This is a genomic window from Reyranella sp. (assembly GCF_965228225.1).
Taxonomy (GTDB): domain Bacteria; phylum Pseudomonadota; class Alphaproteobacteria; order Reyranellales; family Reyranellaceae; genus Reyranella.
On sequence record NZ_OZ245801.1, the window covers coordinates 5,581,654 to 5,605,009 of the forward strand.

Annotated in this window: 24 protein-coding genes and 1 tRNA gene; 16 read left to right on the forward strand and 9 right to left on the reverse strand. The window is 65.3% G+C overall.

The features are described 5' to 3' along the window. Positions 1 to 5: 5 nt before the first annotated feature. From ACO07K_RS27070 to ACO07K_RS27080, 3 genes are read right to left on the reverse strand one after another with little or no spacing between them, the layout of a single operon-like run. On the reverse strand, positions 6 to 1,253 hold the full coding sequence (locus tag ACO07K_RS27070) for a threonine/serine ThrE exporter family protein (protein WP_422033449.1): 1,248 nt from the start codon (positions 1,251 to 1,253) through the stop codon (positions 6 to 8). Further along, positions 1,253 to 2,746, reverse strand: coding sequence for a malate dehydrogenase (quinone) (mqo, locus tag ACO07K_RS27075; RefSeq protein WP_422033451.1), 1,494 nt, complete (start codon positions 2,744 to 2,746; stop codon positions 1,253 to 1,255). Before mqo ends, ACO07K_RS27070 begins: the two co-directional genes overlap by 1 nt. Positions 2,747 to 2,755: 9 nt before the next feature. Then, on the reverse strand, positions 2,756 to 3,145 hold the full coding sequence (locus ACO07K_RS27080) for a cupin domain-containing protein (RefSeq protein WP_422033453.1): 390 nt from the start codon (positions 3,143 to 3,145) through the stop codon (positions 2,756 to 2,758). A gap of 292 nt (positions 3,146 to 3,437) precedes the next feature. On the opposite strand from ACO07K_RS27080, the gene ACO07K_RS27085 reads away from it, so the two are divergent. From ACO07K_RS27085 to ACO07K_RS27100, 4 genes are all read left to right on the forward strand, one after another. Next, positions 3,438 to 3,983: a hemerythrin domain-containing protein gene (locus ACO07K_RS27085; RefSeq protein WP_422033455.1), complete on the forward strand. Its 546-nt coding sequence runs from the start codon at positions 3,438 to 3,440 to the stop codon at positions 3,981 to 3,983. 2 nt (positions 3,984 to 3,985) lie between these two features. Beyond that, positions 3,986 to 5,020, forward strand: a complete 1,035-nt coding sequence (locus ACO07K_RS27090) for a patatin-like phospholipase family protein (protein WP_422033457.1) — start codon at positions 3,986 to 3,988, stop codon at positions 5,018 to 5,020. 78 nt (positions 5,021 to 5,098) lie between these two features. After that, on the forward strand, positions 5,099 to 6,268 hold the full coding sequence (locus ACO07K_RS27095; protein ID WP_422033459.1) for a zinc-dependent alcohol dehydrogenase: 1,170 nt from the start codon (positions 5,099 to 5,101) through the stop codon (positions 6,266 to 6,268). Positions 6,269 to 6,273: 5 nt separating this feature from the next. Beyond that, positions 6,274 to 7,101, forward strand: a complete 828-nt coding sequence (locus ACO07K_RS27100) for an SDR family NAD(P)-dependent oxidoreductase (RefSeq protein WP_422036712.1) — start codon at positions 6,274 to 6,276, stop codon at positions 7,099 to 7,101. Positions 7,102 to 7,163: 62 nt separating this feature from the next. Here the strand turns inward: ACO07K_RS27100 and ACO07K_RS27105 are convergent, their stop codons facing one another. The 3 genes from ACO07K_RS27105 to glgX all read right to left on the reverse strand — a co-directional run bounded on the left by ACO07K_RS27105 (position 7,164) and on the right by glgX (position 10,275). Further along, positions 7,164 to 7,715 carry a DUF4142 domain-containing protein gene (locus tag ACO07K_RS27105; RefSeq protein ID WP_422033461.1) on the reverse strand — a complete coding sequence of 184 codons (552 nt, stop codon included), beginning with the start codon at positions 7,713 to 7,715 and terminating at the stop codon, positions 7,164 to 7,166. A gap of 59 nt (positions 7,716 to 7,774) precedes the next feature. Beyond that, positions 7,775 to 7,972 carry a hypothetical protein gene (locus ACO07K_RS27110; RefSeq protein WP_422033463.1) on the reverse strand — a complete coding sequence of 66 codons (198 nt, stop codon included), beginning with the start codon at positions 7,970 to 7,972 and terminating at the stop codon, positions 7,775 to 7,777. Between the two features lie 86 nt (positions 7,973 to 8,058). Beyond that, on the reverse strand, positions 8,059 to 10,275 hold the full coding sequence (glgX, locus tag ACO07K_RS27115; RefSeq protein WP_422033465.1) for a glycogen debranching protein GlgX: 2,217 nt from the start codon (positions 10,273 to 10,275) through the stop codon (positions 8,059 to 8,061). 262 nt (positions 10,276 to 10,537) lie between these two features. Between glgX and ACO07K_RS27120 the strand changes: the two genes are divergently transcribed. After that, positions 10,538 to 10,858 (forward strand): alkylphosphonate utilization protein, encoded by a 321-nt coding sequence (locus ACO07K_RS27120; protein WP_422033467.1) that lies wholly within the window; start codon positions 10,538 to 10,540, stop codon positions 10,856 to 10,858. A 97-nt stretch (positions 10,859 to 10,955) separates the two neighbouring features. Beyond that, positions 10,956 to 11,032 (forward strand) — tRNA-Arg (locus ACO07K_RS27125). A 33-nt stretch (positions 11,033 to 11,065) separates the two neighbouring features. Here the strand turns inward: ACO07K_RS27125 and ACO07K_RS27130 are convergent. Both ACO07K_RS27130 and ACO07K_RS27135 read right to left on the reverse strand, forming a co-directional pair. After that, positions 11,066 to 11,839: a ferredoxin--NADP reductase gene (locus tag ACO07K_RS27130; protein WP_422036713.1), complete on the reverse strand. Its 774-nt coding sequence runs from the start codon at positions 11,837 to 11,839 to the stop codon at positions 11,066 to 11,068. Between the two features lie 102 nt (positions 11,840 to 11,941). Further along, entirely contained in the window at positions 11,942 to 12,148 is a 207-nt protein-coding gene (locus tag ACO07K_RS27135; RefSeq protein ID WP_422033469.1) for a hypothetical protein, read from the reverse strand. Between the two features lie 148 nt (positions 12,149 to 12,296). Here ACO07K_RS27135 and ACO07K_RS27140 point away from each other — a divergent pair, with 148 nt between their 5' ends. Genes ACO07K_RS27140 through ACO07K_RS27185 form a run of 10 tightly spaced genes read left to right on the forward strand, consistent with a single transcriptional unit; the run spans position 12,297 to position 22,141 of the window. Beyond that, positions 12,297 to 13,670: an NCS2 family permease gene (locus ACO07K_RS27140; RefSeq protein WP_422033471.1), complete on the forward strand. Its 1,374-nt coding sequence runs from the start codon at positions 12,297 to 12,299 to the stop codon at positions 13,668 to 13,670. Positions 13,671 to 13,722: 52 nt separating this feature from the next. After that, positions 13,723 to 15,225, forward strand: a complete 1,503-nt coding sequence (locus tag ACO07K_RS27145) for a YHS domain-containing protein (protein ID WP_422033473.1) — start codon at positions 13,723 to 13,725, stop codon at positions 15,223 to 15,225. 5 nt (positions 15,226 to 15,230) lie between these two features. Beyond that, on the forward strand, positions 15,231 to 15,491 hold the full coding sequence (locus tag ACO07K_RS27150; protein WP_422033475.1) for a toluene-4-monooxygenase system B family protein: 261 nt from the start codon (positions 15,231 to 15,233) through the stop codon (positions 15,489 to 15,491). Positions 15,492 to 15,498: 7 nt separating this feature from the next. Then, positions 15,499 to 15,855: a Rieske 2Fe-2S domain-containing protein gene (locus tag ACO07K_RS27155; RefSeq protein WP_422033477.1), complete on the forward strand. Its 357-nt coding sequence runs from the start codon at positions 15,499 to 15,501 to the stop codon at positions 15,853 to 15,855. A gap of 15 nt (positions 15,856 to 15,870) precedes the next feature. Continuing rightward, positions 15,871 to 16,179 carry an MmoB/DmpM family protein gene (locus ACO07K_RS27160; RefSeq protein ID WP_422033479.1) on the forward strand — a complete coding sequence of 103 codons (309 nt, stop codon included), beginning with the start codon at positions 15,871 to 15,873 and terminating at the stop codon, positions 16,177 to 16,179. Between the two features lie 20 nt (positions 16,180 to 16,199). Next, a complete protein-coding gene (locus tag ACO07K_RS27165; protein WP_422033481.1) occupies positions 16,200 to 17,201 on the forward strand; it encodes a toluene monooxygenase in 1,002 nt (333 codons plus the stop codon). A 19-nt stretch (positions 17,202 to 17,220) separates the two neighbouring features. Next, positions 17,221 to 19,404: a molybdopterin-containing oxidoreductase family protein gene (locus ACO07K_RS27170; RefSeq protein WP_422033483.1), complete on the forward strand. Its 2,184-nt coding sequence runs from the start codon at positions 17,221 to 17,223 to the stop codon at positions 19,402 to 19,404. Between the two features lie 2 nt (positions 19,405 to 19,406). Beyond that, on the forward strand, positions 19,407 to 19,727 hold the full coding sequence (locus ACO07K_RS27175; RefSeq protein ID WP_422033485.1) for a putative quinol monooxygenase: 321 nt from the start codon (positions 19,407 to 19,409) through the stop codon (positions 19,725 to 19,727). A 42-nt stretch (positions 19,728 to 19,769) separates the two neighbouring features. Beyond that, positions 19,770 to 20,825, forward strand: coding sequence for an NAD(P)/FAD-dependent oxidoreductase (locus ACO07K_RS27180; protein WP_422033487.1), 1,056 nt, complete (start codon positions 19,770 to 19,772; stop codon positions 20,823 to 20,825). Next, a complete protein-coding gene (locus ACO07K_RS27185) occupies positions 20,822 to 22,141 on the forward strand; it encodes an LLM class flavin-dependent oxidoreductase (protein ID WP_422033489.1) in 1,320 nt (439 codons plus the stop codon). Before ACO07K_RS27180 ends, ACO07K_RS27185 begins: the two co-directional genes overlap by 4 nt. 3 nt (positions 22,142 to 22,144) lie before the next feature. On the opposite strand, the gene ACO07K_RS27190 is transcribed toward ACO07K_RS27185, so the two are convergent. Continuing rightward, on the reverse strand, positions 22,145 to 23,098 hold the full coding sequence (locus ACO07K_RS27190; RefSeq protein ID WP_422033491.1) for a LysR family transcriptional regulator: 954 nt from the start codon (positions 23,096 to 23,098) through the stop codon (positions 22,145 to 22,147). Positions 23,099 to 23,356 lie beyond the last annotated feature (258 nt).

The window sequence follows — 23,356 nt, forward strand, 5'->3', positions numbered from 1 at the left end:
AGGCGCTAGCGCTCGTAGCGCCACTGCCGCTCGGTGAGAAAGCGGGAGGCGATCAGACCCATCGCCATGCCCCCGACCGCGAAGCCGCAGGTCGCGGCCGCCTCGACCGCCGACAGCGATTTGCCCTGGTTCAGGAACACGATCGTCTGGAAGGCGAACAGGCCTGGCGTCATCATGATGATGCTGGGCACCGTCAGCGCGATGCGCGGCGCGTGCAGGCGACCGCGCAGCAGCGAGGCGCCCAGCCCGACCGCCAGCGCGCCGAAGAATGTCGCCTGTGGCAGGGCAAGACCGAGATCGTGCAGTCCGAGGCGCACCTCGTTGCCGACCATCGACAGCAGCGCCACCGCGAGAACCGTGCGATGCGGGTTGTTGAACAGAATGCCGTAGCCATAGCCGCCGGCGAAGCAGGCGAGTGCCCGCCCCAGCACGGTGAGCGGCTCGATGGCGCCGGGCGGCGGCGCGGCCGGCGCCGGCGCAAGGCCGGCCAGCATCGCCACCACCGACATGCCGCAGGCGGCGCTCAACGTCAGCAGCACGCCGTAGAACAGACGCGTCATGCCGGCCCTGGTCTGGTGCTGCGTCAGGTCAAGCAGCGCGGCGACCAGGGGGAAGCCCGGCACCAGGAACAGCACCGACGAGATGAAGCCGATCGCGTGGGCGAAGGCGAAGGTACGCACACCGAAGCCGATCACGATCAGGCAGTAGAGGCCGGACGCCAGCACGGCGCACAGGGCGGTCATCGCGAACTGGTTGAAGCCCTGGCGTGACAGCAGGGTCCGGGCCGCCTGGCCGATACCGCCGCTGACCGCCGCCGCACCGGTCGCCAGCAGGTCGCCGCCGTTGAGGTAGGAGAAAGCCGTCGAGGCGACCGCCATCGACAGCGCGACCGACAGCAGCCCGTGCAACGGGGCCGCCTTTTCGATCCGGTCGAGTTCGGCCTCCAGTGTCGCGGTGTCGAGGCCGGGAGCGGCGCGGAGCGACAGAGATTCCAGTGCGGCGATCTTCGAGGCATCGACGCCGGGGGGACCGATCTCGCGTGCCAGTGTCGTGGCCTCGCCTCCGGTCCACGCCGTCGCGGCCAGGCCGACGGTCGACAGCTCGACCTCGAGCCGGTCGATGGCGAGCGCATGGGCGAGGCGACGCATGGCATCGCGCACCCGGAAGGCGGTGTCGCCGGCGCGCAGCATCAGCGCGCCGAAGCGCAGCAGGACGTCCAGGGAGGCGGTCAGCGGGGCCTGCGGGGCGGTCATCAGACCGTGTGCAGGCCCAGCACTTCAGCCGTATCCTTGCGCACGCGCTCGACCAGCGCCGCGTCGGTCTTGAGGTCCTGGCCGTAGGAGGGAATCATCTCCTTGAGCTTGGGCATCCATTGGCCGACCAGCTCCTCGTGGAAGCAGGTCTCCAGCGTGTGGACCATGATCCAGACGGCGGTGGAGGCGCCCGGCGAGGCGCCCAGCAGGGCCACGATCGAGGAGTCTGCCGAGTGCACGATCTCGGTGCCGAACTCCAGCTTGCCCGTACGCGCCATGTCCTTCCTGATGATCTGGACGCGCTGGCCGGCGACGTCGAACTCCCAGTCCTTCTCGTCGACGGCGGGATAGAACTCGCGCAGCGCATCGAAACGGTGCGACTTGGTCTGCAGCACCTGGCCGATCAGGTATTCCTCGAGCGGAAGATTGTCCCGCGCCACGGCCAGCAGCTGCAGGAGATTGTCCGGCCGCAGCGACAGCGGCAGGTCGAACATCGAGCCGTGCTTCAGGAACTTGGTCGAGAAGCCGGCGAAGGGTCCGAACAGAAGCCAGCGCTTGCCGTCGACATAGCGCGTGTCGAGGTGGGGCACCGACATCGGCGGCGATCCGCTGGCCGCCATGCCGTAGACCTTGGCCATGTGACGGGTGGCGATCTCCTGCTTGCCCGAACGCAGCCAGATGCCGCTCACCGGGAAGCCGGCGAAGCCGTCGGCTTCGGGGATGCCGGACTTCTGCAGCAGCGTGAGTGCGGCACCGCCCGCGCCCAGGAACACGCGGCGGGCGCCGACCGACCTCTTCTCGCCGGACTTCTCGTCCTTGACGTCGAGCGTCCAGCCGCCGTCCGTCCGGCGATGAAGGTTGGTGACTTCCTGGTTGAACTGGATCGAGAAGCCGTCCTGACGCCGCAGGTAGTTCAGCAGGTTGGTCGTCAACGCGCCGTAGTTCACGTCGGAGCCCGTCACCATGTGCGTGGCGGCGACGACCTGGGCCGGATCGCGGCCCTCCATGAGCAGCGGCGCCCATTCGGCGATCTGCTTGTGATCCTCGGAATACTCCATGCCGCGATAGCAGTGATGGGCGCTCATCGTGGCGTGGCGCTTCTTCAGGAAGGCCGCGCGATCGGCACCGATCACGAAACTCATGTGCGGCACGGGATGGATGAAGGAATCGGCGCGCTCGATCGCGCCCTTCTTCACCAGGTACGACCAGAACTGCCGCGACATGTCGAACTCGACATTGACCTCCAGCGCCTTGGAGATGTCGACGCTGCCGTCGGGACGCTGCGGCGTGTAGTTCAGCTCGCAGTTGGCGGCGTGGCCGGTGCCGGCATTGTTCCAGGGATCCGAACTCTCCTGGGCCTCGCCTTCCAGCCGCTCGAGGATCTGGATCTTGAGATGGGGCTGCAGCTCCTTGAGGAACGTGGCCAGCGTCATGCTCATGATGCCGGCGCCGACCAGGACGACGTCGAAGTCGCCGGAATGATTGTCTGCCATCGGGCTCTCCTAACGGTGGTCTTGGGGGGTGGCGCGCTTGAACGGCACCGGGGCATCCTTGCCCAGCACGACGTAGAGGCGCCGCCACGGCTGATCGTCGACGAGCCGCCAGGTGTGGCCGCCGCCGGTCGTGTCCTCGGCCAGCAGGATGTCGCCGGGCGCGAGCACGAAGTGCTGGCCGCCGCGGGTACTGAAATCGAGCGTGCCGCTCAGGGTGACGACGAGCTGGCGGACCGGCGCCGTGTGCCAGGCATAGGTGCCCCCGGGCTGGGTCTCTTGCAGGGACGCGCTGGTGACCGCGATCTTGCCGCTGAGCAGGTCGCCGTGCGCACCCGGCTCCAGGTCGATCCAGCCTTCCTCGACATGCGAATTCTGGTCTTCGCCCGTCCAAATCCGCACACACCGAATCATGCCGTCGCCCTGCAAATGTCGAACACGGGCGGACCGTAATACGCACCCCAGCCACTGGCAACAAAGTCTCTGCAGCACGGCTGACATCATTGCATCATCGACGGTTCATCCGCCCGTAGGTGCTCCAGCGCACGCAGCAACGTCCTCGAAAAGCTGCCGTTGGGCGTCGGACTGGCTCCTTCGGCAAGCCCGATCGAAACCGCAGCGACGGTCGGCGGGCCATCAGACCAGAGCGGGCCGGCACATCAATTCAAGCGAAGCGACTCAAGAAGGAATTCATATGTCGACCCCCCAGGATGCCATCGCCCTGCTCAAAGCCGATCACCGCACCGTCGAGGCTCTCTTCGAGAAGTTCGAGCAGACACACGACGAGATCAAGAAGGTGGCGCTGGTTCGCGAGATCTGCACCGAACTCACCGTGCACGCCTCGATCGAGGAGAAAATCTTCTATCCCGCCTGCAAGAAGAAGGTCGAGGAGGAAATGCTGGACGAGGCCTATGTCGAACATGACGGCGCGAAGGTGCTGATCGCCGAGCTTTCGCAGGGCTCGCCCAAGGACAAGTTCTACGACGCCAAGGTCAAGGTGCTCTCCGAGTTGATCAAGCATCACGTGAAGGAAGAAGAGCAGCCGAAGGAAGGCATCTTCGCCCAGGCGCGCGAAGCGGACGTGGATCTCGTGGCTCTGGGCGCCCGGCTCAAGATGCTGAAGGAAGAGCTTCTGGCCGATCTCAAGAACCGCTCCGCCCTGCCGCCCCCGGAGACGCGCTCCTTCGCGGGCCACAAGATGGTCCAGGGGAAGCCGGAAGCAGACGCGAAGGCGGCCTGAGGGTGGGTGACCCACAAACCGCGCTGGTGCTCTCGGGCGGCGTTGCGCTGGGCTCGTATCAGGCGGGTGTCTACGAGGCGCTGGCCGACGCTTCGCAGCTTTCGCCCGGCTGGATCGCCGGCAGTTCGGTCGGCGCGCTCAACGGCGCGCTGATCGCCGGTACGCCGGTCGACAAGCGCTTCGAGGTTCTGCGCAGCTACTGGCTCCGGGGCCCGGAAAGCGTGAACGCGCTGTCCTTCTGGGCGACGCGTCATGCGCTGAACTGGGTCAGCGCCGTCCAGGCGAGGCTGTTCGGTGCTCTGGGGCATATCCAGACCGTCGGACCCCGCCTGAAGTTTACCGGTCTCTACGATCTCGCGCCGACCGTCGCCTTCTTGAACAAGACGATCGACTTCGGGCGTCTCAACTCCGGCGATCTGCGCTTCACCGTGGCGACCACCGACATCGAGAGCGGCGATGCGGTGATCTTCGACACCGGGAAGGGCGACCGGATCGAGATCGATCACATCCTTGCGAGCTGCGGCTTCCTCCCCGAATTCGCCCCCGTCGAGATCGGCGGCCGGCTGCTGGGCGACGGCGGCCTCTCGATGAACGCGCCGGTCGAGCCCGTGCTCGACGAACTGGCCGGCACCGAGGGCACATTGATCGTCGCGGATCTCTTCGCCCGCGACGGGGCACGGCCCGTCGGGATGCAGGAAGCTCTTGCCCGCAAGAATGCGATCCTGTTTGGCAATCAGACCTGGTACCGCCTGGAAGCGTATCGCGGGCTGTGGCAACGCGATCTCGCGGAAGGCCGCCATACGCCGGCCATCCTGTACCTGAGCTATCTGCCCGTCAGCGGCGAGGCCGGACCCGAAGCCCCGTATGATTTCTCCCTCGCCTCAGCGCGGGATCGTTGGGCCGAGGGCTTTCTGGACGGGCGCCAGGCAGTGGCGCAGGTCGCGCGAGGGGAGGTCGCGGCAGGCGCCACTCTCGCCATCCGGCGTTCCGAGCCGCCGACGGACGCGGAGCGTCGTCCCATGACCTTGGCCGCCTGACTCGTTCCGCAACGAAGGAGGCCGCAGCGCATTGGCACCCTCCTGAAATCATTCATTCGTCACGAAGGAGAAGCCCCGATGAAGGCACTCACCTGGCACGGCAAGAGCGACATACGCTGCGACAGCGTTCCCGATCCCAAGATCCAGCATCCGCGTGATGCAATCATCAAGGTCACCGCTTGCGCGATCTGCGGCTCCGACCTTCACATCTTCGATGGCGTCATGCCCGGCATGGAAGGCGGCGACATTCTCGGTCACGAGACGATGGGCGAGGTCGTCGAGGTCGGTGCTGAGAACAAGGCGCTCAAGGTGGGCGACCGGGTCGTCGTCCCCTTCACCATCTCCTGCGGCGAGTGCTTCTTCTGCAAGAAGGGCTTCTTCTCGGGCTGCGAGCGTACCAACCCGGACAAGGAGAAGGCCGAGAAGCTGTGGGGTCACTCCCCGGCCGGCCTGTTCGGATATACGCATCTTCTGGGCGGCTATGCCGGCGGCCAGGCCGAATATCTGCGGGTGCCCTATGCCGACGTCGGGCCCATCAAAGTTCCCAATGGCCTGACTGACGAGCAGGTGCTGTTTCTCTCCGACATCTTCCCGACCGGTTACATGGCGGCAGACTTCTGCAACATCCAGCCGGAGGATACGATCGCCATCTGGGGCTGTGGTCCGGTGGGTCAGTTCGCCATCAAGAGCGCCTTCCTGCTGGGCGCCGCCCGGGTCATCGCCATCGACACGGTGCCGGAACGGCTGGCAATGGCCGCGGCGTCCGGCGCCATCACCATCGATTTCATGAAGGAGGATGTGTACGACCGCATCCAGGACCTGACTCACGGGCGTGGTGCCGATGCCTGCATCGATGCGGTGGGCACCGAACCGAGGACGGGCGCCAGCTTCGATTCGGTCATCGATCGCGTGAAGGTCGCGACCTTCATGGGCACCGACCGTCCGCACGTGTTGCGCCAGGCGATCCAGAGCTGTCGCAATTTCGGCACCGTCTCGATCGTCGGTGTCTATGGCGGGCTGCTCGACAACATACCGATGGGCTCGGCGATCAATCGCGGGCTCACCTTCCGGATGGCCCAGACGCCGGTGCAGCACTATCTGCCGAAGCTCCTCGACCGGGTCGAACGCGGCGAGATCGATCCGTCCTTCGTGATCACGCACACCGCGAGCCTCGAAGAGGGGCCGGAACTCTACAAGACGTTCCGCGACAAGAAGGACGGCTGCATCAAGGTGGTCCTCAAGCCATGAACACCATGAACCATACCGACAAGGGCGTCGCGCCCAAGGACCTGAACCGCGCGGCGCGCCCGCTCGCGATCGTCACCGGGGCCTCTTCCGGCATCGGCTTCGAACTGGCGAAGCGGTGCGCGGCCGAGGGGTTCGATCTGTTGGTCGCGGCGGACGATCCCCGCATCGAGGAGGCCGCGCGTGCGCTGGGGCAAGCGGGCGGCAGCGTGGAAGCTGTGCAGGTCGATCTCGCGACGCCCGAAGGCGTGGACCGGCTGCTCGCCGCGGTCAAAGACCGTCCCATCGATGCCCTGCTCGCCAATGCGGGCCATGGGCTGGGCCGGGCTTTCCTCGACCAGGACTGGGACGAGATTCGTCATGTGATCGACACCAACGTGACCGGCACGGTCTACCTGCTGCACAGAGTCGGCCGGGAGATGGCCGGCCGCGGACACGGGCGCATCCTGATCACCGGCTCGATCGCCGGTTTCATGCCGGGCACCTATCAGGCCGTCTATAACGCGACCAAGGCCTTCATCGACATGTTCTCCTATGCGTTGCGCGCGGAGGTGCAGGGCCGCGGCGTGACCGTGACCTGCCTGATGCCGGGCCCGACGGAGACGGAGTTTTTCGAACGCGCCGATCTCATGGACACCAAGGTCGGGCAGGCGAAGAAGGACGACCCGGCCGAGGTGGCGGAGAACGGCTTCAAGGCCATGATGGCGGGTGACAGTGGCGTTGTGAGCGGATGGCAGAACAAGCTGCAGGTCGCGCTGGCCAAAATCCTGCCCGAGACGGTGATGGCCGGCCAACACGCCAAGCAGGCCGCTCCCGGCACGGGCGACAAGGCGTAGCGGGAAAGAAGGCGTAGCGGAAATTAAAGGCCCCGGTAGCGAAAGCCACCGGGGCCTTTTGCTCACTTCTTGAGGTCTTCGGCCATCTTCAGGTGCATCTGGAGATGGGGCAGCGTCTTGGCCGCAAAGGCCTTCAGTTCGGCATTCTCGCCGCCATTGGCATAACGCTCGAACAGCGAGACGGCATCCTTGTGGGCGGCCACCTGCATGTCGTCATACTCCTTGGCGAAGCTGGCGCCGGACAGGGACTTCAGCTTGTCGATCTTGGACTTGTGGGCTGCGTCCATTTCCGTCGGCAGCGTCGCCTTCACCTTGCCGCCGGTCACGAGACCCTTCAGCTCGATCGAGGTCTCGGTATGATCCTTGATCATCTTTTCCGCGAAGGCCTTGGTCTTGCCGTCCGTCTTGGTGGCCGCGAGCTTGCTCGACTCGATTTCCGCCATGTCGCTGATTGCGGCCTGGGTCACGAAATCCTGCGTCGATGGCGCGATGCCGAGCGTGGAGTTCACGCCGGCGCGTTCGGGGACGGACGGCTTCGGCTGCGCCGCCAGCATCCCGGGCACGGCTGCCAGGGCGATGGCTACGGCCACGCCACCCAAAATGAGTCTGGTCATGGAAAACTCCCACTTGTTGAGTGCAGCGAGCGAACGAGCCGCTTGGCAGCGGGTTGCTCTCAGCCAGCGGCGACTTTCTCGCGCCGTCGGAGGGACCAGTTGCTCTGGATCCGGATCTCGGGATTGGGAACGGTCCAGCAGGCGCCGCCCTCGTCCAGGAAGACGACCCAGAGCAGGTGCGATTCCGGCCCATAGTCGATGAGGAAATGAGCGAGGCCGGGACCCTTCGGGGTCTCAAGCGGGAGCGGAGGGTCCAATTGGGTGATCATCGTCTGCGAACGACATTGAGCGTCTTCGGGTTGCCGCAGGATGGCACTTCTTGCGGCAACCCCGAGACGTGGAGTCAGTCGAAGCCGAACTGCACCGCCTTGGTCGAAGCGTCGTCCATCGCCTGCACGACGCGCTGAAAGGACCGTTCCGCAGCGGTGCTGCGTTGCGGGGTCCGGGTAGGTTGGAGGATGAACAGAAGCATCGACCTGGTCGTGACGTCGTAGACCTGGCGGAAGTCGCGCAGGGCCAACGGTTCGCCGTCGGGGTCGCTGGTGTCGATCAGTCTCACCCATCGGCTGCCGCCGACCGCCTCGGGCAAGGTGAACGGCACAGTATCGGTGTGGGAGTTCACCACGATCAGCAAGGTCGAGTCAGAACCGACGCGGCGGATGCCGGTTTCCTGGGCGCGGCCGTCGAGAAGCACGCCCAGGCAGCGGGCGTTGCCGTCGTTCCAGTTGTCGTCGGTCATCTCCTCGCCCGCGGGGGTCAGCCAGCTCACGTCCTTGACGCCCAGCTCCTCGTCGAAGGCGCCCGTGAGGAAGCGGCCGCGCCGCAGCATGGGCAGGGCATGGCGGATCATGATCAGCTTGCGCACGAACTCGGCGAGGTCGCGTTCGGCCGGGCCGATGCCCTCCCAGTCGACCCAGGAAATCTCGTTGTCCTGGCAGTAGCTGTTGTTGTTGCCCTTCTGGCTGCGGCCAAACTCGTCGCCGCCCAGCAGCATCGGCGTGCCGCGCGACAGGATGAGGGTCGTCAGCATGTTGCGCATCTGGCGCAGGCGCGTGTCGAGGATGTCGCGGTCGTCGGTCGGTCCCTCGGCACCGTAATTGTTCGACAGATTGTGCGAGTGGCCGTCCTTGTTGTCCTCGCCGTTGGCCTCGTTGTGCTTGTCGTTGTAGGCGACGAGATCACCGAGCGTGAATCCGTCATGGGCGGTGATGAAGTTGATCGACGCCCAGGGCTTGCGGCCACGCTTGGCGAACAGGTCGGCCGAGGCCGTCAGTCGCGCCGCGAGCGGGGGCAGCTTGCCCTCGTCGCCGCGCCAGTAGCCGCGCACCGTGTCGCGGAAGGCATCGTTCCATTCGGCCCAGCCCGGCGAGAAGCGACCGACCTGATAGCCGCCGGGCCCCATGTCCCAGGGCTCGGCGATCAGCTTGACCTCCGACAGAACGGGATCCTGACGGCAGGCGTCGAGGAAGCGTCCCTCTTCCTCGAAGCCGTGCGGCTCGCGGCCGAGGATGGTCGCCAGATCGAAGCGGAAACCGTCGATCCTCATGTCGGTTGCCCAGTAGCGCAGGCTGTCCATCACGAGCTGCAGCACACGCGAATTGCTGAGGTTGACCGTGTTACCCGTGCCGGTGTCGTTGATGTAGTAGCGGCGGTCCGGCGCCAGCCGGTAATAGGACGCGTTGTCGATGCCCTTGAAAGACAGCGTCGGCCCGAGCTGGTTGCCTTCGGCCGTGTGGTTGTAGACCACGTCGAGGATGACCTCGAGGCCGGCGGCGTGCAGATGCGCCACCATCTCCTTGAACTCGGCGAACGCGAAGTCCGGATTGGCGGCATAGCGCCGCGCCGGCGCGAAGAAGCCGATCGTGTTGTAGCCCCAGTAGTTCTTGAGGCCCTTCTCGAGGAGGTTGCTGTCATCGACGAAGGTGTGCACAGGCAGCAACTCGATGGCGCTGACGCCGAGCGAGGAGAGGTAGCCCGTGATTTCGGCCGACGCGAGCCCGGCATAGGTGCCGCGCAATGGCTCCGGCACGGCAGGGTGCAACTGCGTGAAGCCGCGGACATGCGCCTCGTAGACGATCGTATTCTCCCACGAGGTGCGGCGGCGCGGTGCGCGGCCCCAGCTGAAGGCCGGGTCGATCACGCAGCTCCGATAGGTGAAGGGCGCCGAGTCGCGATCGTCGAAGGTGAGATCGTCGCCGCTTTCCATCTTGTAGCCGAACAGGGCCGGGTTCCACGTCAGCTTGCCGATGACCTGCTTTGCGTAGGGATCCAGCAGCAGCTTGTTGGGGTTGAAGCGATGGCCGGCCGTCGGCTCGTAGGGACCGTGCACGCGAAACCCGTAGACCGTGCCGGGCCGGGCATCGGGCAGATATCCGTGCCAGACCTCGTCCGTGTATTCCGGCAGCACGATACGATCGGTTTCGCGCTCGCCGCTGGAGTCGAACAGACAGAGTTCGACCTTGGTCGCATTGGCGGAGAAGAGGGCGAAGTTGACGCCGAGCCCGTCCCAGGTGGCGCCCAACGGGTAGGGGAGACCCTCGCTCAGGCGAACGGGACTCATGCTTCGAATTCCCGGGCGGGAATGGAAACGGCGCCCGGCGCGAGGATGGCAGTCTCTCGAATGGAAATGGTGATGTCTCCCCTGGTCGACTTGGCTCAACGGGCAGGGGGCTCCTTCGTTGCGGCGGCGCAATCAGCGAGGCCTGTCCGGGTCCCGGCGGTGCCGTGCGTGGCGGGCCGGGGAGCCGGCGAGACAATGCGCCGGGTTGCGACGGCCGGTGCTGGCCTGTAAGTGCACGCTCACTTTGAGGAGCGGGAACGAAATGGCCGAGAGCGACGACGACTATGTCTACGACGAGGCCAGCGGCGAATGGATACCCGCGGCCGAAGCCGCCGCGAAGAAGGCTGCAGCCGAAGCCGCTACGGGCACGGTCGAGGTGCGCGATTCGGTCGGCAACCTGCTGGCCGACGGCGACAGCGTCCTCCTGGTCAAGGATCTGAAGGTCAAGGGCTCCAACCAGACCCTGCAGCGCGGCACGGTGATCAAGAGCATCCGCCTGACCGGTGACGCCCAGGAAATCGACTGCCGCCACGACACCATCAAGGGTCTGGTCCTGCGCGCCGAGTTCGTCCGCAAGCGCTGAGGCGGCCTCCGGGCCACGCCAAGTGCGGCCAGGGCGCAGCTTGCTCTGGATCAAATAAGGCAGACGCCATATGCTTCGGATGCTATACGGCGCCCACGTCCCCGTAGCTCAGCCGGATAGAGCAGCGGTTTCCTAAACCGGAGGTCGGAGGTTCGAATCCTCTCGGGGACGCCAATACCGGCCGGCGAGGAAGTCACCGCTCGATAGCTACTCGACGAAGGCCTTTTCGACGACGAACTCGCCCGGGGTGGTGGTGGTGCCCTCGGTGAGCCCCATGCCTTCGAGCAGGGCGCGGATGTCGGCCAGCATCTGGACGCTGCCGCACAGCATGAAGCGGTCGTTCTCGTGCGACATCGGCGGCAGGCCGACATCCTTCGCCAGGGTGCCGTTCTCGATCAGGTGGGAGATGCGGCCGCGATACTTGAACGGCTCGCGAGTCACGGTCGGGTAATAGATCAGCTTGTCGCGGACCATGTCGCCCAGGATCTCGTCGGCCGGCAATTCGTCGGCCAGGGCCGACCGGTAGGCGAGATCGCGGACATGGCGGCAGCCATGGACCAGGATGACCTTTTCGTAGCGCTCGTAGACTTCCGGATCGCGCACGATCGACAGGAAGGGGGCGAGGCCGGTGCCGGTGCCGAGCAGGTAGAGGTTGCGGCCAGGGGTCAGGCTGTCGAGCAGCAGGGTGCCGACGGCCTTGGCGCCGACCAGCACGGGATCGCCCGGCATCAGGTTCTTGAGGTGCGAGGTGAGCTTGCCGTCGGGCACCTTGATCGAGAAGAACTCCAGCTCGTCCACGTAGTGCGGGCTGGCGATCGAGTAGGCCCGCAGCACCGGCTTGCCCTCGACCTTGAGGCCGATCATCGTGAACTGGCCGCTGGCGAAGCGGAAACCCTTGTCGCGGGTGGTCCGGAAGCTGAACAACTCGTCGGTCCAGTGATGCACCGACAAAACGGTCTCGTTCCTCAACGCGCTCACGATGCAACTCCCTCCGCGGCGATGCGCGCTCTCATGTCTCCTTTGCCGCGCCGGCACCAGACGAATTCCATCGCACAGGCGGTTGCCAAATCGGCAACGCCCGATTCAATGAAGCATCAACGCCCTGAAAGCGGCTTCCGAGGCTCCGGTCTGCTGGCAAACGCCCGTCGCCATCGAGGCGCTGGTGATCGGCATCAAGGCGGTTTGAACGACGACCACCAGGACGAGAAAGGCAACGATCGGAAAGCCGACGAGCCAGGCACCGTCTTCGTTTCCGGCTGCGTGTTCGCTGGGGAAGGCCGAGTCGAGCATGCGCGAGGCGACGCAAGATCAGGGCCATTTCGCCGGTGTTCGGCCGCTGTTGCGCAATCGACAACACCTTGTCGCGAAGAATGTGGATTTACGAAACAGGCGGTCACCTGAGACCTTGAGGACCTCGCGACCCATGGAGGGGATGGTCATGGAAGTTCAGGTCAGTCCCGTTACAGGCGAAGCATTTCCCAAGCCGATTCCGCGCGGTGCGCTGGACTCGTATTTCTCGATCTCCGAGCGCGGCTCGACGACTGCTACGGAAGTCCTGGCAGGTGTTTCAACCTTCCTGGCGCTCTCCTACATCTTCGTCGTCAACCCGGCGATCCTCAGCCAGGCCGGCATTCCGACCTCGATGTCGCTGTTCGCGACGATCACGATCTCCGCGCTTGCGACGATCCTGATGGGCGTGTGGGCAAAGCTGCCGTTCGCTGTGTCGACCGGTCTTGAGATCAACGGCTATGTGGCGTTTGTCGTCATTGGCGCGATGGGCTTCACGTGGCAGCAGGCGCTGGGCATGGTCTTCTGGTCCGGCGTGCTGATGGTGATCGTCACCCTCGCGTCGATCCGCGAGAAGGTGATCGACAGCATTCCCGACGCGCTGAAGATCGGCCTCTCGTTCAGCGTCGGCATGTTCCTCGTGCTGATCGCGATGAAGCTGTCGGGCCTCTTCGTCTATGAAGGCCTGATTCTATCCGGCTTCGGCAGCCTGGTGTCGCCGGCCGCGATCTGCCTCTATGTCGGGCTCGCAGCCATCCTGCTTCTGGAGCGGTTCCGGGTGCTGGGCAGCGTCCTGATCAGCATCATCGGCGTCACGGTGCTCTATCATGTGCTGGCGTCGCGCGGCATCGCGGGCTTCACGCCGGCTGCCGCGAGCTCGACGCCTGCCATGTCGAAGGAGATGTTCTCCGGTATCGGCGCGCTGTCGCCTGCCGTGCTTCTCGACCCGCGCGCGCTGTCGGTGATCCTGGTCCTCTTCATCATCGACTTCTACGGCAGCGTCGCCAAGCTGATCGGCCTCACCTTGCGGACGACGCTGATGGCGAGCGGCAAGCTGCCAGGTCGCGAGAAGGCGTTGCTGGTCGACGGTGGCGGCACGGCAGCCGCCTCTCTGCTGGGTACGACGAGTGTCGTGGCCTTCGTCGAAAGCGCGGTCGGCATCGGTGCCGGCGGGCGTACGGGGCTCTCCGCCCTGGTCTGCGGCGTGCTGATGGCGCTCTGCTTCCTGGCAATGCCCTTCATCTATCTGATCCCGGTCGGCGCGACGCTGGGGGCGCTGGTCTATGTCGGCTTCCGCCTCTGCCCGGCCTACGATCAATGGAAGCCGATGGCGCCGATCGACAAGCTGACGCTGATCAGCATGCCGCTGATCACGATTGCGACCTTCTCGCTCGACAAGGCGATGGTCGTGGGCTTCGTGCTCGCTGCCCTCTCGGCGGTGTTCAAGAAGCAGAGGGTCAATCCCTACCTCGCCGGATCGGCCGCCCTGCTGGTGGTCAGCATGGTCCTGCAGGCGAGCTTCTGACCCGCAACATCATCCAGTCTGACCTGCGATCCTCAACAGGAGCGGTACTTAAATGGCAATGCTCGAACGCGCGGAATGGTACGACTTGGCGCGCACCACCAACTGGACGCCGACCTACGTTTCCGAGGCCGAGATGTTCCCCCCGGAAATGGGCGATCCCTACGGCATCCCGGTCTCGGAGTGGGAGACCTACGACGAGCCCTACAAGGTCACCTATCGCGAGTATGTCTCGATCCAGCGCGAGAAGGACAGCGGCGCCTATTCGGTGCGCTCGGCGTTGCAGCGCTCGAAATACTACGAGAAGGCCGACCCGGCCTATCTCAGCCTTCTGAAGCTGCACTATGCGGCGATCGCCCTGTCGGAGTACCAGACCGGGCAGGCCTGTGCCCGCATGGCGCGCTTCGGTCGGGCGCCCGGCATGCGCAACATGGCGACGTTCGGTGTGCTGGACGAGCTGCGGCACGGGCAGATCCAGCTCTCGTTTGCGCACCAGCTCACGCCGCTCGACCGGCAGTTCGACTGGGCACAGCAGTCGCAGCGCAGCAACAACTGGGCGGCAATCGGCGGCCGTCATCCACTCGACGACGTGATGATGACCCGTGATGCCGTCACCACGTCGATCATGCTGAACTTCGCTTTCGAGACCGGCCTGACGAATGTGCAGATGATCGGTCTTTCGGCAGATGCCGCCAACATCGGCGATTTCACCTTCTCCAATCTCATCACGAGTATTCAGTCGGACGAGGCGCGCCACGCGCAGATCGCCACGCCGCTGATCGAGATCCTGATCCGCAACGGCCACAAGGCGGAGGCGCAGAAGTCCGTCGATATCGCCTTCTGGCGCATCTGGAAGACCTTCGCGCTGCTGACCGGCATTCCGATGGACTACTGGTTCCCGCTCGAGAAGCGCGACCAGTCGTTCAAGGAATACATGCAGGAGTTCGTGCTTGTGCAGTTCGAACGCCAGCTCAAGGACGTCGGCCTGGACCTGCCCTGGTACTGGGACCACCTCAAGCACGAGATCGACACGTATCATCACACTCAGCAGGCTGGCATCTGGAGCTGGCGCCATACGATCTGGTGGAATCCGACGGGCGGTCTCGGCGCGGCCGAACGCGGCTGGCTGGAGGAGAAGTATCCCGGCTGGAACGATACGTTCGGCCGCTATTGGGACGTGATCATCGACAACGTCAACAAGGGCGAGGAGGAGAAGACCTACGCCATCGGCACGCCCGCCATCTGCTGCATGTGCCAGCAGACGATCGCCACCCGCGGCGGAAGCGTCTGGGAGGCACGCGTCCACCAGAAGGAGCACAAGGGTCGCCGCTACAATTTCTGCTCGCCGGTCTGCGAATGGGTCTTCGACCAGGAGCCCGAGCGCTACGACGATTTCGAGAACATGAATGACCGGCTCTACAGCGGCACGATTGATCCGCCGACGCCGGAGAACCTGCTCAGGTATATGGGCATTGGAGTGATCAGCGAGGGTGGCAAGGACGCCCACGACTATAGATGGGCGACAGAGCAGATCCCGAAACTCCGGGCGGCGGAGTGACGCCGATGATCGCCGTGCTCAGTAGATTCCAGAACGATGCCCACGTGCGCGTCATCGACGTCGAGCCGGACTACACGATGGACCAGGTCGCGGCCGCCTGCGCCGCGCCCGCCGTCGATCGCCAGGTGCGTCATCCCGCGCCGGGCAAGCCGTTGCGGGTGCGACCCACCACCAGGGACGACAGCGCGCCGGCCCTTGCGCGCGCGATGACGGTGCGTGAAGCGGGCTTCAAGCACTACGAATGTATCGACGTGTTCGTCGAGTAGCCGATCCATGCTCGACGCCGACCTGACTTTTGATTTCCATCGCGCCGCCGACTTCGACGAGCTGTGGGCCGGCGACATGCTTGAAGTCGACATAGCGGGCGTAAGAGTCCTGCTGGTCCATACCGAAGACGGAGAGGTTCAGGCCGTGCAGGCCATGTGTCCGCACCAGGCCGTCGCCCTGAGCGGCGGTGAATTGCGCGGCAGTACGATTACCTGTCCTGCCCATCGTTGGGAGCTCGATGCCGTCAGCGGCAAGGGCGTGAACCCCTGCCATGCCGAGCTGGCGCTCTATCCGACCAAGGTCGTGGATGGCCAGATCTACGTCGCCATCCGAGACGTCACGCCCAAGCACTGCAAGCCCTAGGCAAGGAATCGCGAAATGGCAGATGAAACGGCGAGCGGGGCGACGATGATGGCCGGACCCGTGTTGCGGGCCGGCGAGATAACCGACGCCCTGATCGAGGCCCTGCAGGAAGACAATCCCGGCAAGGAACTCCAGGTGCGCGACGCCAGCGGGTACGTGCGCGTCGAAGGGCCCGGTGGGCTTACCCTCAACCGCAAGACGGTGGAATACATGCTGGGCCGAAGCTTCAGCATGCAGGAGATCGAGATCCACATGACCGGCTTCTCCGGGAAGATCGAGATGACGGCGGACATGATCCGCTGGTTCTTCCGCGGCAGCCGCTGACCCCATCGCCGAGGAACATCATGGACACGCGAGAGACTTCGACCCTGCGTCCCCTCAAGACCTGGAGCCACCTGGCGGCTCGCCGGCGCCGGCCGACCGAATACGAGACGGTGTCGACCAACCTTCTCTGGAGTACGCAGGATCCGGACCGGCCCTGGACGATGGGCCAGGCGATCCCGATGAGCGGCTGGTTCAAGCGCTACCGCAACGAGAGCCCGCTGCAGCACGCGGACTGGGACGGCTTTCGCGATCCCGACCAGCTCATCTACCGCAACTATACGCTGATCCAGGACGGACAGGAGGCCTTCGTCGACGGACTGCTGGACGAGCACCAGCGCAACGATCACGACGAGAGCCTGCCGCAGGCCTGGCTCGAAGTGCTGGGCTCCCACTGGGCGCCGGCACGTTACGTGGTTCATGCCCAGCAAATGTCGTCGAACTATCTGGTGGCGCTGGCGCCGTCGAGCACCATCGTGAACTGCTTCATGCTGCAGGGCGGTGATCAGCTCCGTTGGGTTTCCCGTATCGCCTACCGCACGGCGGCGCTGCGCAAGGCGCATCCGGGACTGGGATTCGGCGAGGCCGAACGCGCGCATTGGGAGCAGAACCCCGCCTGGCAGGGATTCCGCGAGCTGGCGGAGCGTGCGCTGGTGGCGTGGGACTGGGCGGAGCAGTTCGTGGCGCTCAATCTGGTGCTGAAGGCCGCGACGGATGCCGCTCTGCTCTCGTTCGGTCGCGAGGGGAAGCGTCACGGCGACAGCCTGACCGGCCTGCTGGCCGATGCGCAGCTGATCGACAGCGAGCGGTCGCGGCGTTGGACGAAGGTGCTCGTCGACTACGCGGTGCAGGGCAATCCAGCCAACATCGAGGTCCTGCGGGGCTGGTTCGACAAGTGGCAGCCGCTCGGGCTCAAGGCACTATCCGCCTATTGCAGTTCCATGCCCGACGCGGAGGAATTCGAGGTGGCCGCGCTCGAGCAGTACCGGATCAACCAGGCGGCCTGTACCGGCAACGCCTTCTAGGATCGGAAAAGGGAAGGCCATGCCCGATACCCTCATCGTCCGGCAGAGCGGCAGCGAACAGGTTGTCCGCGCCATCTGCCGCATGTGCCACGGCGGCTGCGGCACCCTGGTCACGATCAAGGACGGCGTGGTCACGGATGTCGCGGGAGATCCCGACAATCCCGTCAACCGCGGCAAGCTCTGCTCCAAGGCAGGGGCGCCGTCGGTCGAGCAACTCTATCACGAGGCGCGAATCGACCGACCGCTGATGCGCGTCGGCGAACGCGGGGCCGGCAAGTGGAAGGCCGTGAGCTGGCCGGAAGCGGTCTCCTTCATCGCGAGGAAGATGCTCGAGATCAAGGCCGAGGACGGTGCCGAGGCCGTGGCCTTCGCCCGCGGCGTATCGATGAACAACAACCAGATCGTGACCCGCCTCGCCAACCTCTTCGGCACGCCGAACATCGCATCGATCAATTACTACTGTTACGGACCGCGCACCGCGGCCTGCACGCTGATGGCCACTGGCCGCTTCGCGGCGCGCGGCTGGGACGTCGTGGCGATTCCCGATTTCTTCAACAATCCGAAATGCATCGTGGAATGGGGCGCCCAGAAGCGCATCGCCAACGACCATGGCCTGATCGGGCACACGCCGGTCACGGATGCGTTCCGCGGCAAGCCTGTCAGCATCATCGTCGATCCGCGCCGGCCGTCCGCGTGCGGGCCGGGTCACATCTGGCTGCCGCTGCGTCCGGGCACCGATGGCGCGATGGCGCTGGGCTGGGCCAACGTGATCATCGCGGAAAACCTCTACGACAAGGCCTTCGTCGAGAACTGGTGTCACGGCTTCGAGGCCTATCGCGAGATGGTCGCGGCTTATACGCCCGAGGTCGTGGCCGGTATCACAGGCTGCGACGCCGAGGAGATTCGCAAGGCCGCCCGCCTCTATGCCACGACCAAGCCGGCCAACATGGTGTGGGGCACGGGCGCCGACCATATCGGGCGCAATGCCGTGCAGTCGAACCGGGCGATCCTCGCGCTGATCGGCATCACTGGAAATCTCGACGCGCCGGGCGGCAACTGCTTTTGGCCCTCGCCCAAGCTCGGCGACACCGAGCGCTATGAGGCCTTGCCGCCGGGCCAGGCGGAAAAGCGCATAGGCGCGGATCGCTTCAAGTGCCTGACCCTGCGGCCCACGGTCTACGCGCATCCGCCGAGCCTGTTCGACGCGATCCTGACGGAGAAGCCCTACAAGGTGCGCGGGCTGCTGGTGGTCGGCAACAATCCCGCCGTCTGCTATCCGAACACGGCGGCGGTCACCGCCGCGCTGCGCAAGCTAGACCTGCTGGTGGTCAGTGAGATCTTCATGACGCCGACGGCTGCACTGGCCGACATCGTGCTGCCGGCGGCCAGCAATCTCGAGCGCACCGAGCCGCGTCTCTACATGCACATCAAGGGGCCGGGCGGCACCCTGATGGATACGTCGACCCGCGCCGCCGTCCAGATCGCCGAGCGCCGCTCGGACTGGGACTTCTTCGCCGACCTCGCGGTCGCGTTGGGCCTGGGCGAGCAGTACGGCACGGCGGAGGGCATCGCGGAGGAGGCATTGGCGCCCTTCGGGATGGGCTGGGACGAACTCCGCGAGAGGGACTACGTGACCGTCCCGATCGCCTATCGCAAGTACGAGCAGGAAGGATTCGGGACGCCCACCGGCAAGTTCGAACTGTGGTCGACGCAGCTCGAGCAGTGGGGTTATCCGCCACTGCCGGTCTACGAGGAACCGGCCGAGAGTCCGGTCTCGACGCCGGCCCTGCATCAGCTCTACCCGCTGATCCTGAACACCGGTGTGCGCACGCCGACCTACTGGAACTCGAACGGACATCCGCTTTCGACGCTGCGTCGCCTCAATCCGGAGCCGCTGCTGGAGATCCATCCGGACACGGCACGGGCGCGTGGCCTCGCGGATCGCGCGATGGCCTGGGTGGTGACCCGCCATGGCCGGATGCGCCTGCGCGTACGCATCAGCCAGCGCACGCGAGCCGACACAGTCTCGGTGCCGCACGGCTGGTGGCTGCCCGATGCTGAGGGACCCGACTTTGGCATCTTCGAGACCTGCTCGAACGTGCTGCTCGGGAACGATCCGGACGATTGCGACCCGATCCTCGGGTCGAGCCCGTTGAAGGCCGTCCTGTGCGACGTGCTGCCCGACCCGCCGCCAGGAGAATGAACATGATCGTTGAAATTGCGAAGGTCGATGTGAAGCCCGAAGCCATCGATGCCTTCAAGGCGGCGGCTTCGGTGGGGCAGAAGATCTTCTCGGAGGCAGAGGGTTGCCTCTCGATGGAAGTCCGCCAATGCGTCGAGCATCCCAGCAGCTTCCGCATGATCGTGCTGTGGCGAACGCTCGAGGATCACACCGTCACGTTCCGGAACTCGGAGGGGGTGAAGGCCTGGCGGGCGGCGATAGGTCCGCATCTTGCAGGGCCGGTCGAGGTCCTGAACTTCGATGGCATCGTGGTTCGGGCAGGCGGCTCGCTGGCCGCATCCTAGAGGGTGCCGGGGCAATGCGAGTTTGCGCCGTGGAGCGGTCTGATGTCTGACGAGCGCCTGGCACGGCATTCGGATGCGATCATCATAGGCGCCGGACCATGCGGTCTTTTCGCCGCGTTCCAGCTCGGCGTGCACGGCCTCACGAGCCAGCTCGTCGATGCGCTCGACCGCGTCGGCGGCCAGTGCATAGAGCTCTATCCCGACAAGCCGATCTACGACATCCCAGCCTGTCCGGCGATCGGCGCGGCTGAACTGGTCGAGCGCCTGACGATGCAGGCAGCGTGCTTTTCGCCTGTCTATCACATGGGGCAGCAGGTCGCGTCGCTGGAACGGACCGCTCAAGGCGAGTGGCTGGTCACGACGGACAAGGGGCTGGTGCTTCAGGCGTCGGTCGTGGTCATCGCCACGGGCGGCGGCAGCTTCACGCCCAAGACGCCGCCCAATCTCGGCCGCCTCGCGGAGTTCGAGGGCGGAGCGGTCCGCTACGCCGTGCCGGACGTGCAGGCGCATGCCGGCGAACGGATCGTCATCGCGGGCGGCGGCGATTCCGCGGTCGACTGGGCGATGGCCCTTTGCCCGGTGGCTTCGGAAATCGTGCTGGTTCACCAGCGCGAGGAGCTGCGGGCCCAGAAGCACTCGACGGCGCGCTTGCAGACCTTGGTGGAGGAGGGACGGGTGCGCCGCCTGACCGGGCGGGTCATCGACCTGCACGGTACGGCGCCCAGCCTGGAAGCTGTAACAGTCCATGGACGCGAAGGGCGGGTCGTGGTGCCGGCCGACAGGCTGCTGGTCTTCTTCGGCTTCGTCATGCGGGAGGGCGCGCTCGCCCGGTTCGGTCTCGATCTGTGTGACGGGCTCGTGCCGGTCGACACGGAACGGTTCGAGACATCGCTGCCGGGCGTCTTCGCGATCGGCGACATCGCGACCTATCCGGGGAAGCTGAAGCTGATTCTTTCGGGATTCCACGAGGCCGCCCTGATGGCTGCGGCTGCGGCACGGCGCTGCCGACCCGGTGAGAGCCCGTCCACGGAATACAGCACATCGTCGCCGCTCTTCCGGGAGCGGACACAAAGCGAGCTTGGAGGGCGATCGCCATGAAGAGGCAGATGCATCTCGGACTGTTCCTGCTGGGGACAGGCAGCCATACCGGCGGCTGGCGTCATCCGGGCGCGACCAGGAGCTTCCAGGACATCGACACGGTGCTCGAGATCGCGCGTGCCGCCGAGGACGCCAAGTTCGACCTCATTTTCATGGGCGACAATCTGAATGCCGATCCCAAGGGCCATCCGTCCTTCACGCTTCGCCTCGAGCCGCTGACGCTGCTGGCGGCCGTCGCGGTGGCGACGAAGAAGATCGGCCTGGGCGCCACCGTCTCCACCACCTTCAGCGACCCGTTCACGGTCGCGCGCGCCTTCGCGTCGCTCGATCACATCAGTCACGGCCGCGCCGCCTGGAACGCGGTCACGACCGCGAACGCCTCGGCCTCGGTGAACTTCGGCATCGACCATCCCGATCATGCGCGTCGCTACGAACGGGCGGGGGAGTTCGTGGATGTGGTGCGGGGCCTGTGGGATTGCTGGGATGACGACGCCATCGTCGCCGACGCCGCGACCGGCCTCTACATCGATCCGCAGAAGCTGCATCCGCTCGATCACGAAGGGACATTCTTCAAGGTGCGCGGGCCGATCAACATCGGCCGCGCTCCGCAAGGTCAGCCGGTCCTTCTCCAGGCGGGCGGATCGGAAGCGGGCATTGCGCTGGCGGCGCGGACCGCCGACGTCGTCTTCTCGGTCGTGCAGGACTTCGAAGAGGCGTGCGTCGCTTATGCGCAGGTCAAGGATTCCCTGCCGAGATACGGCCGCCGGCCGGACGATGTCACGGTCATCCCAGGCGTCATGCCCGTGGTCGGCCGCACCGATCGCGAGGCCTTCGACAAGCTGGCCGTGCTTCAGGGCTACACGGCCGGTGGCAGCGGCATCAACGTCCTGTCGGAACGCTTCGGCATCGACCTTTCGGCCTACGATCTCGACGGGCCGGTGCCGGAACTTCCGTTGTCCGACCATTATCACAGCTTCACGCGCGTGCTCCTGTCCAAGGCGCGGCGCGAGAACATGACGTTGCGCGATCTCTACCACCTGACGGTGGCCGCACGCGGCCATTGGGTGCTCTGCGGCAGCGCGGAATCGGTGGCCGATACGCTGCAGCACTGGTTCGAGAACGGCGCGGCCGATGGTTTCAACATCATGCCCGCCACGCATCCGCACGGGTTCGACGACTTCACGCAGATGGTCGTGCCGATCCTGCAGGAGCGCGGACTCTTCCGCCTCGACTATGAGGGCGACACGTTGCGCGATCATCTCGGCCTTGCCCGGCCCCCGGTCGCGCGGACGTCGGCGCAGCGAAAAGCGTCGTGAAAATCAGTCCTCGTCCGAGTTGACGTATTCCTCCATCAGGGCGGCCGCCGCTCGTCGCAGCGATTCCGCGGCGGCGCTCACGATGGGCGATACCGAGCGATTGACGGCCGTGCCGATGATGAGCTCCGGCGGCTTCAGGTTGCGGTCCTGGAGGGGGATGAACTTGAGCGATCCGTCGCGCAGCTGCGGCTCCACGCCGACCGGCGTCTGAAACGCGACTCCGGCACCGAAGCGCACCATCGCCGCGATGAAGTTCGGGTCCGATGCCGTCACGGTGTTGCGAAATTGGAAGGATCGGCCCTCCAGCATGCGATCGACGACGATCCGGAAGCTGACCGAGGAATCGGGCAGGATGATGGGCTGGTCCTCGAGATCGTGCAGGCGGACGACCCTGAGTTGGGCCAGCGGATGGCCGGGAGCGACGATGATGCCGAAGGCCATGGGCACGCTGATGAGGTGTCGCACCTTGCGGTTTGCGCTCGAATGGAAGGCGATGCCGATATCGGCGTTTCCCGCCATCAGTTGCGGCATCACGTTTGCCGACCCCGTGAAGTCGCACTCGAAAGTCACCCGTGGATAGCGCTCGACCAGGCTCGAGAGGGCCTTGGGCAGGAATTCGGTGGCGGCCGCCTGGACGGCCACGATCTTCACATGGCCGCTGCGAAGGCCGTTCAGATCGTCGAGATGGGCCCGCATCTGGTCGAGGTCGCGCAGGACCTGCATGGCATGTGACGCCACGAATTCGCCGGCCGCGGTCGGCCGCAGCCGGGTCGATGTCTTTTCGAGAAGCTGGACACCCAGGATGCCCTCGAGATCCTTCAGTTTGCGGCTGATTGCCGAGGGCGCGATGTTGAGTTTTCGCGCCGCTGCGCGGATCGATCCGCAACGCGTGATCTCGTGGAAATAAACGACCCAACTTGCGTGGATCTGGAGCTGCGCATGCGGCTTCTTTTTCACGGACGCGCCTTTGGGACGGTCGTGACGGGCGGGCAGCGGGTGCCGACGAGGATCCCTGTCATTGAATGGCTCCGACGAGTCCATCCTGCAAACAGCAAGCTTCGTGCCGTTCACGTTTGGGCAACAGAGTGTGCAGAACTATGCCGATTGTGCGCTCGCACGATCTGCCCGAATTTTCGAACGCGGAGTGGATGAAGTTTCGAACGGAGCTTGTTCCCGCGGATGAGGCAATTCCACATGGCACGCATATGGCTTCGG